Origin of the sequence: Roseivivax sp. GX 12232 (genome assembly GCF_021272185.1) — a bacterium.
In the GTDB taxonomy this organism is placed as follows: Bacteria; Pseudomonadota; Alphaproteobacteria; order Rhodobacterales; family Rhodobacteraceae; genus Roseivivax.
Genome location: NZ_JAJSEC010000001.1, coordinates 23196 through 36470, shown reverse-complemented (window position 1 = coordinate 36470; position 13275 = coordinate 23196). Strand labels below are relative to the sequence as shown.

The window sequence follows — 13275 nt, the reverse complement described above, 5'->3', positions numbered from 1 at the left end:
CGCCGCCCCGCGCTTGGCCCGAGAGTGACGGCAGACCCCACCGCCCGCAAGGAGGCATCCATGATCCGTCTCATCGCTCCCGTCCTGGCCCTGGCCTGCCTGGCCCTGCCGCTCTCGGCTCAGGAGGCGGGGGATCCGCCCGTCGCCCGGCTTTCGGTCAGCGGCGAGGGCGAGGCCCGCGCGGTGCCCGACATGGCGACGGTGACGCTGGGCGTCATGGCCGAGGCCGAGAGCGCCGAGGCGGCGCTGGATCAGACCTCGGAGGTCGCCGCGCGGATCCTCGAGCGGCTCGCGGGGTTCGAGATCGAGGAGCGCGACGTGCAGACCTCGAACCTCTCGCTGAACCCGGTCTACAGCGACCGTCGCAACTCCGACGGGCCGCCCGAGATCCGCGGCTTCCGGGCCTCGAACACGCTGTCTGTCCGTGTGCGCGATCTCGACCGGCTGGGCGAAGTTCTGGGGGCAGTGACCGGCGACGGGGCGAACCAGCTCTCGGGGCTCTCCTTCGGGCTGGCCGATCCCGAGCCGCTTCTCGAGGCCGCGCGCCGCGAGGCGGTGGCCGACGCCCGCGCCCGGGCCGAGCTATACGCCGAGGCCGCGGGGGTGACGCTCGGGCGGGTCTTGTCGCTCTCGGAGCAGGGCGGCGGCTATCCCGGCCCGGTGCCCATGGCCGAGATGCGCATGGCCGCCGACGGCGCGGTCCCGGTGGCGCGCGGCGAGACGGGGATCAGCGCGCAGGTCTCGATGGTGTTCGAGATCCGGCAGTAGGTGTTTGGGGTGTGGGGCGCCGAGGCTTGAGGTTGGGGCGCTTGCGGGAAGATTAGACCCTTGCAGGAGGTCCGGGCGCTTGCAGCGCTCTGCGGGTTCATAGGGGGCCTTCGGGCTTGCGGCCCTGCGGGCCGTTGGCCGGAGCGTCGCGCAGCGCTGGCTTGGGCGGCCATTCTGACCCAGGCCCGCCCTCTGTCTCGCCCCTTCCCGCACTCCGCCCCGCGTCTTACCCGCCTGACCGCCCCTTGAGGTCGCGCAGCACGTAAAGCCGGATCGCCGAGGCCAGCCCGGTCTCGAGACCCCGTTCGGCGTCGATCTCGACCGCCAGCGCGTTGACCGGCTTGCCCTCGCGCCGGGCGATGGCGCGGAACTCCTGCCAGAAGTCCTCCTCGAGCGAGACCGAGGTCCGGTGCCCGCGCAGCGTCAGCGAGCGTTTCGCGGGCCGGTCGCTCATTCGCGCCGGTGCCCGTCGAGGTCGCGCCGGGCCTTCTCGCGCTCCGCCGCCTCGCGGGTCTTCTCGGCCTTGCTGCGGCCGAAGGCGCGGGCGTTCTCGTCGCCCTGCTGCCGCTTCTCCGCCCGCGCGCGGGCCTTCCGGGCGGCCTTGAGGTTGGTGACCTTGCTCATGGGCGGGGAGTTTAGGCGGGCAGGCAGGGGAGCGGAAGGGGTGGTGAGGGTGGTTGGGGGTGGTTGGACGTGGGATTGGCGCTTGGCGCTGAGGGTTGCGGTGACGGTGACGATTGCGGAGGGCGCAATCTCCGATGTGGTCAGTGTCCGACCCCGCGTGGCCAGAGCCCAACCCCAAGCGGCCATTGCCTAACCCCTTGTGGTCATAGCACTGGCCGCTAGTGGCCAGTGCCCGCCCCCTAGCGGCCAGTGCCCGCCGCCTAGCGGCCAGAGCCCGCCGCCTAGCGGCCAGAGCCCAACCTTTAGTGGTCAGGGCCGGACGCCGACGCTATCCCCGCCAACAGCCCGCACAACAGAGGGCGCGCACCGGACCGGGGGCCGGCGCTTCTGACCTTTGAGCGAGGCGCTTTATCCCAGCAAGGTCAGGACTAGGGGCATGCTATGCGCTTCGCCCACAAGAGCGCCGGCCCAAGGGGCCGGTCCGGCGCGCGCCCGGCACCTTCGGTGCTATTCGGGCGCAAGGGGCGCGAGGGAAGCGAATGTTTGGCGTATCGATTGAGGTGGGGCTGGCGGTGAACGGGGCAGGCTGGGGGTTTTCCCGACCGTGGGCTATGGGACGCAGCGGGGGAGGTGTCCAATGACGTGCCGTGCGGTGTCAGATCAGACGCCACAAGTCGCGCCCCAAGCCCGCCGCACGCTCAAACGTCACCCCAAGCGCAACCCGGCAAACCTCACCGCCATCCCCCTCAAACCACCCGGGGCCGGACCCCACCAACGACCCGGCCCCGGCAGACCCTCACTCCTTCGGGCCGATCATCTCCTCGGGCCGCACCACGCGGTCGAAGGTCTCCGCGTCCACGAAGCCCAGTGCGATCGCCTCTTCCTTCAGCGTCGTGCCGTTCTTATGCGCGGTCTTGGCGACCTTGGTGGCGTTGTCGTAGCCGATCGTCGGCGCCAGCGCGGTGACCAGCATCAGCGAGTTGCGCATCAGCTCGCCGATCCGCGACTCGTTGGCCTCGATGCCGGCGACCATGTTGTCGGTGAAGGCCGCGGCGCTGTCGCCCAGAAGCTGCATCGATTGCAGCACGTTGTAGCTCATCATCGGGTTGTAGACGTTGAGCTCGAAATGCCCCTGAGAGCCCGCGAATCCCACCGCTGCGTCATTGCCCATGACATGGGCGCAGACCATGGTCAGCGCCTCGGCCTGGGTCGGGTTGACCTTGCCGGGCATGATCGAGGAGCCGGGCTCGTTCTCCGGCAGGATCAGCTCGCCCAGCCCCGAGCGCGGGCCCGAGCCCAGAAGCCGGATGTCGTTGGCGATCTTGAAGAGCGAAGCCGCCACGGTCTTCAGCGCACCCGAGAACATCACCATGGCGTCATGCGCGGCCAGCGCCTCGAACTTGTTCGGCGCGGTGACGAAGGGCAGGCCGGTGATCTCGGCGATGCGGGCCGCGACCTTGGCGTCCCAGCCCTTCCTGGTGTTGAGCCCGGTGCCGACCGCGGTGCCGCCCTGGGCCAGCTCGTAGATGTCGGGCAGGCAGGCCTCGACACGCTCGATGCCCTTGGCGACCTGGTGGGCGTAGCCCGAGAACTCCTGGCCCAGCGTGAGCGGCGTGGCGTCCTGGGTGTGGGTGCGGCCGATCTTGATGATCTCGGCGAAATCCTCGGACTTGGCGACCAGCGCGGCGAGCAGCTTGCGCAGGCCCGGCAGCAGCACGTCGCGCGCCTGCAGGCCGATGCCCACATGCATGGCGGTCGGGAAGGTGTCGTTCGAGGACTGGCCCATGTTGCAGTGATCGTTCGGGTGCACCGGGCTTTTCGAGCCCTTCTCGCCGCCCAGCATCTCGATCGCGCGGTTCGAGATCACCTCGTTGGCGTTCATGTTCGACTGGGTGCCCGAGCCGGTCTGCCAGACCACCAGCGGGAAGTTGTCGTCGAACTTGCCGTCGATGACCTCCTGCGCTGCGGCGGCGATGGCCTCGCCGATCTCGGCCTGCATGTTGCCGAGCTCGACGTTGGTCAGGGCGCAGGCCTTCTTGATCGCGCCGAGGCCGCGGATGATCGGCACCGGCTGGCGCTCCCAGCCGATGGGGAAGTTCATGATCGAGCGCTGGGTCTGGGCGCCCCAGTATTTCTCGGCGGGAACGTCGAGCGGGCCGAAGCTGTCGGTCTCGGTGCGGGTCTCACTCATGGGGCATCCTTTCGCGATCGGTATACACTCGCATGCGCTTTAGCCGCCCGAGGCGCGAAGGCCAAGAGCGGGGCGGCATCGGGGTGCGGGCGGCAGGGCTGTGGTGTGAGAGGCGGGGGCGGCCAAGCGGCCCCCTCGCGCTCACTTCCGGAAGGAATCGAGGCTGACGATCTCGGCGTCCTTGTGATCCTCGGGCGCCTCGTCCTCGGCGTCCTCGTCGGCGGCCTCCTGGCCCGGCCCGTCGTCGCCGTCGTCGCGATCGTCGGGGGATTCGAACTTCAGCCCGAACTCGACCGAGGGGTCCACGAAGGTCTTGATCGCGTCGTAGGGGATATAAAGCCGCTCCGGCGCCTCGCCGAAGTTCAGCGTGACCGAGAAGCCCTCGTCGGTGACCTCGAGCGCGTCGAACCAATGCTGCATGACCACGGTCATCTCGCCGGGGTAGCGGTCCGACAGCCAGTCGGCCAGCTCCACGTCGGGATGCGCGGTGTCGAAGGTGATGAAGAAATGGTGGTCGCCGGGCAATCCGCGCTCGGCCACACCGATCAGCACCTTCTGGATCAGGCCGCGCATGGCCTCGTGCATCAGGTTTCCGTAGTCGATTCCACGGGACATGGGGGTTCCTTCGGCAAGCTGTGCCCCGATGATATTGGTTTTCGAGCCGAGGAAAAGGGGGCGGGGCGGGCTAATTTCCCTCGGGCCGCGGGCGGAGGCGTCAGATCTGCGCCAGAAGCGCCGAGGTTCCGGCCGAAGCCGCCAGCGTGGTGACGATGCCCCGGCGCATCCCGAAGATCAGGAGCGCGGCCAGCGCCGTCAGCCCCAGCGCGCGGGGCGAGAGGCTGGCCCAGACGGGGATTTCCGCGCTGAGCGGGCCCAGGGCCAGCACCGCGGTCTCGGCAAAAAGCACGTGCAGCGCGAAGAAGACCGAGAGGTTGAGAATCACCCCCAGCACCGCCGCGGTGACGCCGGATAGCGCGCCTTTCAGCGCCGGCCGGGCGCGCAGCCAGTCGAGATGCGCGGCCAGCGCGAAGATGAAGAGGAAGGAGGGCAGGAACATCATCCAGAGCGTCAACCCGCCCGCCAGAAGCGCCAGCGGCAGCCCGCCGAGCTCGGCGCCCGCGCGCATGGCGACGAACTGCGTGGCGAGGACCAGCGGGCCGGGCGTGGTCTCGGCGAGCCCCAGCGCGTCGATCATGGTCTCGGGCGCGACCCAGCTCGCGTCCTGCGCCATATAGGCCAGGGCCGCATAGGCGCCGCCGAAGCTGACCACGGCGAGCTTGGCGAAGAAACTGACGATCTCGGTGAGGAAGGGCGCGTCGATCAGGAGAAGGAGGCCCAGCGGCGCGAGCCAGAGCGCGGTCCAGGCGGCCAGGCGGGTGAGCGGCAGGGGCGGCGCGGGCGGCGGCGGGGTCGCGGGTGCCTCGGGGCGGAAGAGGAGCGCCCCGGCTCCGGCCGCAAGCGCCAGGATCACCGGGAAGGGCACCCCGCCCGCGTAGATCGCGAGGAAGGCCAGGAGCGCCAGCGCCGGTTTGACCGGCCCGTCGAGAGTCCGCTGTGCGAGCCGCGCCAGGGCCTGCAGGACGATCACGATCACCGTGGCCTGCACGCCGAGAAGCAGGGCCGCGGCCAGCGGATCCTCCCCCAGCGCCGCATGCAAGAGCGCCAGCGCCCCGATGACCAGCGCGCCGGGCAGCACGAAAAGCCCCCCCGCGATCAGCCCGCCCGCAACGCCGCGCTGTGACCAGCCGGCATAGGTCGCGAGCTGCATCGCCTCGGGGCCGGGCAGGAGCATGCAGAGGCTGAGCGCGTCGAGATAGCGCGGCTCGTCGAGCCAGCGCCGCTCTTCCACGGTGCTGCGGTGCAGAAGCGCGATCTGCGCTGCCGGCCCGCCGAAAGACAGCCAGCCGATGCGGTGGAAGACGCGGGCGATCTCGCGAAGCGTCGGCGCGGTCATGGGGCCCCCGGGGCGGTTGAAGCTGGACGCAAGCCCGGAGGTAGCGGCGCCTGCGGCCGGGGTAAAGCGCGGCGGGGGGATTGTCGCGCGGGATTCCAGTGACGAATAATCACATTCGAATATTAATGGATGCGGAGGAGGGAATGGGCGGACTCCAGGCTGGCGCCGAGCGCGCGACATCCCAAGGGGTCAACTTTTCCCAAAGATCACGCCGCAGCGCAGGCCCCCCGACGGCGCGCATTCGCGCTGTAATCGCTTGCACCAAAAGAGAACTGTCTCCAAAACGACGCCAGATCGCTGATCAGGGGAGCTGAAAAATGGCACCGAAGCCGAACGCGCTGGAAAAACCGCTGAACTGGACGGACTTTGCGCCGCAAGCCAATGATCTGCCCCGAAAATACGGTTTGCCGGGCGAGGTCGACTTCTGCCGCAATTGCGGCGTGTCGAACCAGCGGCCGAATTCCTCGGTGGAGTTCAAACACACCGAAGCCTCGAAGAAGAAGACGATCAACTTCGACGAGGCCGGGGTCTGCGACGCCTGCCGCACCGCCGAGCGCAAGAACAAGGAAATCGACTGGGAGAAGCGCGAGCGCGAGCTGATCGCGCTCTGCGACCGCTTCCGCAGCCGCAACGGCTCTTACGATTGCCTGGTGCCGGGTTCGGGCGGGAAGGACAGTTTCTACCAGTCCTGGATGCTCAAGTACAAATACGGGATGAACCCGCTGACGGTGACCTGGGCGCCGAACATCTACACCGATTGGGGGCGCCAGAACTTCGATGCCTGGATCCATTCGGGCATGGACAACTACCTGATGACCGCCTCGGGCCGGTCGAAACGGCTATTGACCCGGCTGGCCGTGGAAAACCTGTTCCACCCGTTCCAGCCCTTCATCATCGGCCAGAAGGGCTTTGCGCCCAAAATGGCGATCATGTTTAACATTCCGCTGATCTTCTACGGCGAGAACGAGGCCGAATACGGCAATCCGATCGACGACAACAACGAGGCGCAGCGCAACTACGACTACTTCGCTTCCGCATCGGAAAGCGATCTCTACATCGGCGGCGAAAGCATCGCGCAGCTGAAATCGGACTTCGGCATGAGCCAGGCCGATCTCAGCCCCTATCTTCCCGCCGATGTCTCGCCTCTCAAGGAGCTTGGCGCCGAGGTCCATTACCTCGGGTATTACCTGAAGTGGCACCCGCAGTCGGCCTATTACTTCGCGGTGGAAAACGGCGGGTTCCGGGCCTCGCCCGAGCGCACGGCCGGGACCTATTCGAAATACAACTCGATCGACGACAAGATCGACGACTTCCACTACTACACGACCTTCGTGAAATTCGGCATCGGCCGGGCGACCTATGACGCCTCGCAGGAGGTCCGGTCGGGCGATCTCGAGCGCGAGGAAGCCGTGGCGCTGATCCAGCGTTACGACGGCGAGTTTCCCGAACGCTGGGCCGAGGAGGTCTTCGACTACCTGTCGATCGACGAAAAATCCTTCCCCGAGGCGCACAAGATGTTCGAACATCCGCAGATGACCCGGGAATATTTCGACGCCCTGACCAACCAGTTCCGGTCGCCGCACCTCTGGCAGGTCGAGGACGGGACCTGGTCGCTGCGCCACCAGATCGAAGACATCTGAGGGGCCGGCGAGATGCGGAACTTTCGCCTGATCGCCCGGCTCGACGTCAAGATGAAGACGCTAATAAAGGGCGTGCAGATGGAGGGCTGGCGCAAGGTGGGCGACCCGCGGGAGTTCGCCGCCCGCTACGCCGCCGAGGGCGCGGACGAGCTGATGTTCACCGATGTCGTGGCCAGCCTCTACCAGCGCAACTCGCTGCATCAGATCGTGCGGGATGTCGCCTCGGAGGTCTTCGTGCCGATGACTATCGGCGGCGGCGTCCGCTCGGTGGGTGACGCCGGCGAGCTTTTGGCCTGCGGGGCGGACAAGGTCGCGCTCAACACCGGCGCGACGCAGGATCCGGCGCTGATCACCGAGATCTCGCAGACCTTCGGCGCGCAGGCCTGCGTCGTGGCCATCGAGACCGTCCGCTACGAGGGCGAGTGGATGGTGATGACCGACAACGGGCGCAATCACACCGGGCGCAAGGCGCTCGACTGGGCGCGCGAGGCGACCGACCGGGGGGCGGGCGAGATCATCCTGACCGCGATCGACAAGGAGGGCCTCGGCCGCGGCATGGACCTCGACCTGGTGTCGCGGGTCTGCGACAGCGTGCGGGTGCCCGTGGTCGCGGCCGGCGGCATCGGGACGAAAGACCACCTGGGCGCGCTGCTCGAGAAGACGCCGGCCTCGGCGGTCGCTGTGGCGCAGGCCTTGCATTGGAACAAGCTGTCGCTCGACGACCTGCGCGACACGGTTTCGGCCCATGGGCACTTCGTGCGCCCCCTCGGCGCGGTCGCCTCTTCCGGTGGGCAGTGAGGAGACAGAAGTGACACAACCAAACTGCGCGATCATCGACTACGGCATCGGGAATGTCTTCTCGGTCCGGCGCGCGCTCGAGCAGATCGGCGTCGAGGCCGAACTGACGGCGGATCCCGACCGGATCCTTGCCGCGGACCGGGTGATCCTGCCGGGGGTGGGGGCCTTCGGACGGGCGATGGAGAAGCTGCGGCAGGACGGGCTCGACCGGGTGGTCCACGACTACGTGGCCAGCGGGAAACCCTTCCTGGGCATCTGCATCGGTCTGCAGGTGCTGATGGAGGCCAGCGAGGAGTTCGGCTCTCACACCGGGCTCGGCCTCATTCCGGGCCGCGTCCGCAAGATCCCCGTCGAGGACGACGCGGCTTCGAACTTTCGCGTTCCCTTCATCGGCTGGAGCCCGGTCGCCGAAAGCCAAAGCGGCGCCTGGCAGGGGACACCCCTTCAGGACGTGCCTGATCCCAATGCCTTCTACTTCGTCCATTCCTACGAGGCCGTCGTCTCCGAACCCGACCACCTGATCGCAACCCATACGCTGGGCGGGCGCGCGATCACCTCGGCGGTGCGGCGCGACAACGTGATGGGCGTGCAGTTCCATCCCGAACGTTCCGCGGATCACGGGTTGCGCTTCCTCGAAGCCTTCGTGAATTTGTGACCCAGCCGACCAGAGCTTCGCCCGTGACGACCAACCGTTAGGACCCACGCCGCATATGCAGTACCGCAAGGAAATCGACGGTCTGCGCGCGGTCGCGGTTGTTCCGGTGATCCTGTTCCACGGCGGGGTCGAGCTGTTCAGCGGCGGCTTCGTCGGCGTCGACGTCTTCTTCGTTATCAGCGGTTTCCTGATCACCACGCTCATTCTTGGCGCCAAGGACAAGGGCACCTTCAGCCTCTTGGACTTCTACCACCGGCGCGCCCGGCGGATCCTGCCGGCGCTGTTGTTCGTCGTCCTGTGCAGCCTGCCGTTCGCCTGGGCGTTGCTCCTGCCGGGCGACATGGAGGACTTCGCCGAAAGCCTTCTTGGGGTCGCGCTGTTTGTCTCGAACATCATCTTCAAGCTGCAGGCGGGCTATTTCGACACCGCGGCCGAGCTCAAGCCGCTCCTGCACACCTGGAGCCTCGCCGTCGAAGAGCAGTTCTACATCCTGTTCCCGATGCTGGTCCTGGCGATCTGGCGCTTCGGATCCCGGGCGCTGACCACCATCTTCGGGCTGATCTTCGTGGCCAGCCTCGCCTATGCGCATCACACCGCCTACAGCGACCCCGAGACGGCGTTTTTCTTCCTTGCGGCCCGGGCGTGGGAACTGCTGCTGGGAAGCTTTGCCGCGCTCTATCTTCGCGCGCGCCCCGAACCGGCCTCCGGTCTCGGGGCTGATCTTGGCGCCGGTTTGGGCCTGGGGCTGATCCTGTTCTCGGTCTTTGCCTATGACGAAGAGACACCCTTCTCGAGCCTCTACGCCCTGGCGCCGACGGTGGGCACGCTCTTGGTCATCCTCTGTGCGCGCCCGGGAACGCTCGTGCATCGCCTGCTGTCGCTGAAGCTCGTGGTGGCGGTCGGGCTGATTTCCTACAGCCTGTATCTCTGGCATCAGCCGGTCTTCGCATTCTACCGGATCTCGGGCCTCTCCGGCGGGCCCTGGGTGTTCGCCCTGCTTTCGGCGGGCATCCTCGTCGCCTCGATCCTCACGTGGCGCTTCGTCGAACAGCCCTTCCGGCGCGGCGTTCTCGGCAAGGGGCAGGTTCTCCTGGCGTCAGCGGCGGCGCTTGCCGGTTTGGCGGGGATCGCGGTCCTGACCTATGCAAACAACGATCGGCTGACCGCCTTGCGGTTCTCGGAGGACTTCCTCGGGGTGATCGCCTCGGCCGGCGAAAGCCCCAAGCGCGACAAGTGCCATTTCGACCACGAGGACAACGCGTTCCCGCTGGAAGAGGCCTGCGTCTATTTCGGGCAAGAGGCTTCCTGGGCGGTCTACGGCAACAGCTACGGGGTCGAGCTGGCCTATGCGCTGGCCGAAGGGCTCGAGCCCCGGGGCGCGGGCCTCGTCCATCATACGATCAGCGGCTGCCCGCCGAGCTACCGGATCGACGCGGCGCCCCATTGCGAGGCCTTCTACCAGGAGCGTCTGGCCGCCGTCCTGGACGACCCCGAGATCCGCAATGTGGTGCTGGCTTTCCGCACCGACGGCACGGGGCCGGAAGCGGCGCGTGCATTGGTGCGCCTTGCCAACGACATCGCGGCGACGGGCCGGACCGCTCACCTGGTGCTGCATCCGCCGACGATCCCGCGGGACATCCGCTTCTACATCAGCGCGAGCCGCTTCTCGGGCGGAGAGGCGCTGGCGGCCCGCCCGCTGGACACTTGGGCGGAGCAGAACGCCGAGATTTACAACGCGCTGTCGGCGCTTGACCCCGAGGTCAACCTGGTCGATCTGAGCGAGGTCTTCTGCGACGCGCAACAGTGCTACGCGCTGCGCGACGACAAGGCGCTATACTTCGACGACCACCACATCTCGATCAGCGGTGCGCGGCTGGCGGCGCCCCATGTGCTGGGGCAGGCGGAGTAGCCCGGAAAACGCGGGCTCTCTTCAGCCTAGATGAACTCGACCGCGTAGCGTTCGCGGATCTTCTCCATCAGAAGGCGGTCGATGATCGTGTGCTTCGAGGTCGTCTGCACCTTGGCATCCGCGGCGATCCCGGTGGAATAGCCCGAGCGGTTCTCGAAGGTCAGCCCAGAGATCAGGTAGCGCGCCTCCGGCCCATGCGTCGCCATGGCGATGGCCATGGTGGTCAGACCCGAGGAGGGGCGGAAATAGCCGCTGGAGTAGAACAGCGCGGGACGCTTCCAGAAGAACTCCTTGAGGAAGGAGCTCATGTCTTTCCGGGGGATCTTCTGCCCCGAGGCGCGCGCCTCTTTCAGGACGGGCAGGGGCCAGCGGAGATCGCGCGTAAGGCCCATGGCCGCGAAGCTGTCGAAGACCTCCTGGGGCGGAACCAGGCGCGCTTCGCTTTTCTCGGCGGGCAGGCCGTCGAGGTATTTGTCCTTGTGCGAAAAGGCCAGCGTCTCGTCCACCGGGGCGGCTTTCAGCCGGTCCAGGCGGTCCTGCATCGAGCGGAAAGTGTTCTTGCGCGGCTTCTCCGGATCGGGCTCTTCGGTGTAGAGGTCGGGAAACTGGTCGAAGAAATAGGCCGAGGCGGCGCAGACGGTCGTGGTCTTGGCCCCGGTCTCGGGCAGCGTTTCGGGCGCAAAGACCACGGCCGAGAAGTTGGCGAAATAGATGTGGTCGCTGGGGACGAGTTTGGCGTTCGGCGCCGATCCGACGACCATGATTGTTTTCGACATGTCTCTTTCCAGTCTGTTGTCGCGCCCGGTGAAGGCGGCGCGCGCTTAACCGCTCTTGGCGTCTTGCCGGGGCCTGAAGGCCGCGAGGAGCCGCTCGCCCAGGCCGCGCTTTTGTGCGCCCGCCGCTTGGACCCTTTGCAAGAGGGCGTTCTTCCGCGCCTCGTCGACCGCGCAGATATCCGAGACCGCATCGATCCCGGCGATACGCTCCCGCGCCGCCTCGCGCGGCATCGCGGCCGGATCGAGCCCGGGAAAAGACAGGCCGAACTGCTCTTCGAGCCAACCGAGGTCCTGCGCCCGCGCCTCGATCGCCGCTTTCAGACCGTCGGCGAGCCGCGGCTTGGAAAAGCCCGGTTCGGCGGCGTCAGCGGTCTGGATCAATTCCTTCGTCCGCTGCGCACGGGCCGCGTGGTAGCGCGACGGCGGGGCGATCTCGCCGCGGTGATAGGCCTGCAGAAGCGCCATGGCTTCGGCGCTGATCGTGGTGTTGTCGCGATTGGCGGGAATGCTCAGGTCGCCCGCGGCAAAGGGCAGGTAGCGGGCGCAGAAATCGGCGACCACATCGCCGTCCTGCAGCGTGTCGCGGGCAAAACGGATCACCTCCACCGGGCCGGGGCCGTGCATCTGCCAGGGCTCCAGCACGTCGCGCAGTGCGGTCTCGCCGGGGATGGTGATGTCGGGGCGCTTCTTCACGTCCTGCTGGGCCATGGACAGGAAATGATCGGCAGGATCGCGCAGGTAAGCGGTCACCAGGATCTCGGAGAACATGCCCTCCAACTCGCGGCTCAGCCGGGTCAGCGCCTCGGCCGAAAACGGGCGGAACTGGTTCTCGCAGGACAGAACCACCAGTTCCGGCGCGGCCTCGGCGATATTGCGGCGGGCGGCCTCCCAGTACTCCTTGCCGAGCGCGGTCTTGCGGGCATCGTCGCGTGCGCCACCGAGCGCCGGATCGTGGTGTTTCACGTCGCCGGTCAGATAGGTGAAGATATCCTGGTGATTGGTGTGCCGCCCGGTCTCGGGAAAGAAGACCCCGTGGCGGGCCAGCGTCTCGGGATTGTTCCGAAGCGCGTTCTGGATCGAGGTCGAGCCGGTCTTGCCCTGGCCGATATGGAGGATCAATCTTGGGGCGGCGGTCATGGGAGCCTCGGCGCGTTGCGTTTGCGTCCCCCTAGCACGCGGCGGAAATCAAGACCACGGGGGCGCGCACGCCAGCTTCGGCCGCGGGATCACTCAACGTCCATCGGCACGCGGCCACCCCAGGCGGCCAGCCTGTCGCGTGCGAGCTCGAGATCCTCGGCGGTGTCGATATCCAGGGATCGCGCCCGGGGCATTACGTATCCGACGGTATCGTCCGAGACGAACTGCCGGTCGGCCAGAAAATCTTCCGTCCGAAAGAAATACATCGCCCCGTTCAAAAGGTAGGCCGGCGCGAGGTCCTGCCGCCGAAGCCCCTGTTCCGGCTGCGGCAGAACGCGGTCGAGCTGTCCGCCTGGATCCCGTGTGAACATCAGCCAGGGGCTTTCCTCGGCCTCGCAGACGGAGACGCAGGTCGCGGCCTGCCCAGCCCGCCAAAGCGCCTGCGCGGTGTCGATGTCCTCGGCGGTTCGGAACGGAGAGGTGGGCTGGAGCAAGACGCCGCTGGCAAAGCCGGGCGCCTGCGCAAGGGCATGGGCCACGACGTCGGCGGAAGTGGCGGTGTCCGAGGCCAGCTCGGGCGGGCGCAGGAAGGGGACCTCGGCCCCTGCGGCGCGGGCGGCCTCGGCGATCTCGCGGTCGTCGGTGCTCACGATCACGCGCTGGACGGATGCGGAGACCAGCGCCGCACGGATCGTCCAGGCGATGAGCGGCTGCGCGCCCAGGGGCAGCACGTTCTTGCGCGGCAACCCCTTGGATCCGCCGCGCGCGGGGATGATCGCCAGCAGGCCTTTGTCGCTCACGTCCGCCTCGATGCGCCTTTGTT

At 67.5% G+C, this 13275-nt stretch carries 13 protein-coding genes; 5 read left to right on the top strand and 8 right to left on the bottom strand.

Annotated features, from left to right (window positions below):
* The first annotated feature begins 60 nt into the window (after positions 1-60).
* The gene (locus LR948_RS00165; protein WP_232751891.1) at positions 61-768 is read left to right on the top strand and encodes an SIMPL domain-containing protein; all 708 of its coding nucleotides are present in this window, start codon (positions 61-63) and stop codon (positions 766-768) included.
* Between the two features lie 226 nt (positions 769-994).
* On the opposite strand, the gene LR948_RS00160 is transcribed toward LR948_RS00165, so the two are convergent.
* From LR948_RS00160 to chrA, 5 genes are all read right to left on the bottom strand, one after another.
* Complete coding sequence (locus LR948_RS00160) at positions 995-1222, bottom strand: ribbon-helix-helix domain-containing protein (RefSeq protein ID WP_232751890.1); 228 nt, start codon at positions 1220-1222, stop codon at positions 995-997.
* Entirely contained in the window at positions 1219-1392 is a 174-nt protein-coding gene (locus tag LR948_RS00155) for a DUF4169 family protein (protein ID WP_232751889.1), read from the bottom strand. Before LR948_RS00155 ends, LR948_RS00160 begins: the two co-directional genes overlap by 4 nt.
* A 796-nt stretch (positions 1393-2188) precedes the next feature.
* Positions 2189-3583: a class II fumarate hydratase gene (gene fumC / locus LR948_RS00150; protein WP_232751888.1), complete on the bottom strand. Its 1395-nt coding sequence runs from the start codon at positions 3581-3583 to the stop codon at positions 2189-2191.
* Between the two features lie 141 nt (positions 3584-3724).
* Complete coding sequence (locus LR948_RS00145) at positions 3725-4198, bottom strand: SspB family protein (protein ID WP_232751887.1); 474 nt, start codon at positions 4196-4198, stop codon at positions 3725-3727.
* 100 nt (positions 4199-4298) lie between these two features.
* Positions 4299-5537, bottom strand: a complete 1239-nt coding sequence (chrA, locus tag LR948_RS00140; RefSeq protein ID WP_232751886.1) for a chromate efflux transporter — start codon at positions 5535-5537, stop codon at positions 4299-4301.
* Positions 5538-5854: 317 nt separating this feature from the next.
* On the opposite strand from chrA, the gene LR948_RS00135 reads away from it, so the two are divergent.
* The 4 genes from LR948_RS00135 to LR948_RS00120 are packed head-to-tail and all read left to right on the top strand — an operon-like array spanning position 5855 to position 10539.
* Positions 5855-7177: an N-acetyl sugar amidotransferase gene (locus LR948_RS00135; protein WP_232751885.1), complete on the top strand. Its 1323-nt coding sequence runs from the start codon at positions 5855-5857 to the stop codon at positions 7175-7177.
* Between the two features lie 12 nt (positions 7178-7189).
* Positions 7190-7975: an imidazole glycerol phosphate synthase subunit HisF gene (gene hisF / locus LR948_RS00130; RefSeq protein ID WP_232751884.1), complete on the top strand. Its 786-nt coding sequence runs from the start codon at positions 7190-7192 to the stop codon at positions 7973-7975.
* Between the two features lie 10 nt (positions 7976-7985).
* On the top strand, positions 7986-8630 hold the full coding sequence (gene hisH / locus LR948_RS00125) for an imidazole glycerol phosphate synthase subunit HisH (RefSeq protein WP_232751883.1): 645 nt from the start codon (positions 7986-7988) through the stop codon (positions 8628-8630).
* Between the two features lie 55 nt (positions 8631-8685).
* Positions 8686-10539, top strand: coding sequence for an acyltransferase family protein (locus LR948_RS00120; RefSeq protein WP_232751882.1), 1854 nt, complete (start codon positions 8686-8688; stop codon positions 10537-10539).
* Between the two features lie 26 nt (positions 10540-10565).
* On the opposite strand, the gene LR948_RS00115 is transcribed toward LR948_RS00120, so the two are convergent.
* From LR948_RS00115 to LR948_RS00105, 3 genes are all read right to left on the bottom strand, one after another.
* Positions 10566-11315 (bottom strand): hypothetical protein, encoded by a 750-nt coding sequence (locus LR948_RS00115; protein ID WP_232751881.1) that lies wholly within the window; start codon positions 11313-11315, stop codon positions 10566-10568.
* A gap of 45 nt (positions 11316-11360) precedes the next feature.
* Positions 11361-12452 (bottom strand): hypothetical protein, encoded by a 1092-nt coding sequence (locus LR948_RS00110; protein ID WP_232751880.1) that lies wholly within the window; start codon positions 12450-12452, stop codon positions 11361-11363.
* An 89-nt stretch (positions 12453-12541) separates the two neighbouring features.
* Positions 12542-13252 carry an acylneuraminate cytidylyltransferase family protein gene (locus tag LR948_RS00105; protein WP_232751879.1) on the bottom strand — a complete coding sequence of 237 codons (711 nt, stop codon included), beginning with the start codon at positions 13250-13252 and terminating at the stop codon, positions 12542-12544.
* Positions 13253-13275: the final 23 nt, after the last annotated feature.

Coding starts and splice junctions, on each gene's coding strand:
- LR948_RS00155 (WP_232751889.1), bottom strand. CDS start 1,392: ATGAGCAAGGTCACCAACCTCAAGGCCGCCCGGAAGGCCCGCGCGCGG.
- chrA (WP_232751886.1), bottom strand. CDS start 5,537: ATGACCGCGCCGACGCTTCGCGAGATCGCCCGCGTCTTCCACCGCATC.
- LR948_RS00165 (WP_232751891.1), top strand. CDS start 61: ATGATCCGTCTCATCGCTCCCGTCCTGGCCCTGGCCTGCCTGGCCCTG.
- hisF (WP_232751884.1), top strand. CDS start 7,190: ATGCGGAACTTTCGCCTGATCGCCCGGCTCGACGTCAAGATGAAGACG.
- LR948_RS00145 (WP_232751887.1), bottom strand. CDS start 4,198: ATGTCCCGTGGAATCGACTACGGAAACCTGATGCACGAGGCCATGCGC.
- LR948_RS00160 (WP_232751890.1), bottom strand. CDS start 1,222: ATGAGCGACCGGCCCGCGAAACGCTCGCTGACGCTGCGCGGGCACCGG.
- LR948_RS00110 (WP_232751880.1), bottom strand. CDS start 12,452: ATGACCGCCGCCCCAAGATTGATCCTCCATATCGGCCAGGGCAAGACC.
- LR948_RS00115 (WP_232751881.1), bottom strand. CDS start 11,315: ATGTCGAAAACAATCATGGTCGTCGGATCGGCGCCGAACGCCAAACTC.
- LR948_RS00135 (WP_232751885.1), top strand. CDS start 5,855: ATGGCACCGAAGCCGAACGCGCTGGAAAAACCGCTGAACTGGACGGAC.
- LR948_RS00120 (WP_232751882.1), top strand. CDS start 8,686: ATGCAGTACCGCAAGGAAATCGACGGTCTGCGCGCGGTCGCGGTTGTT.
- fumC (WP_232751888.1), bottom strand. CDS start 3,583: ATGAGTGAGACCCGCACCGAGACCGACAGCTTCGGCCCGCTCGACGTT.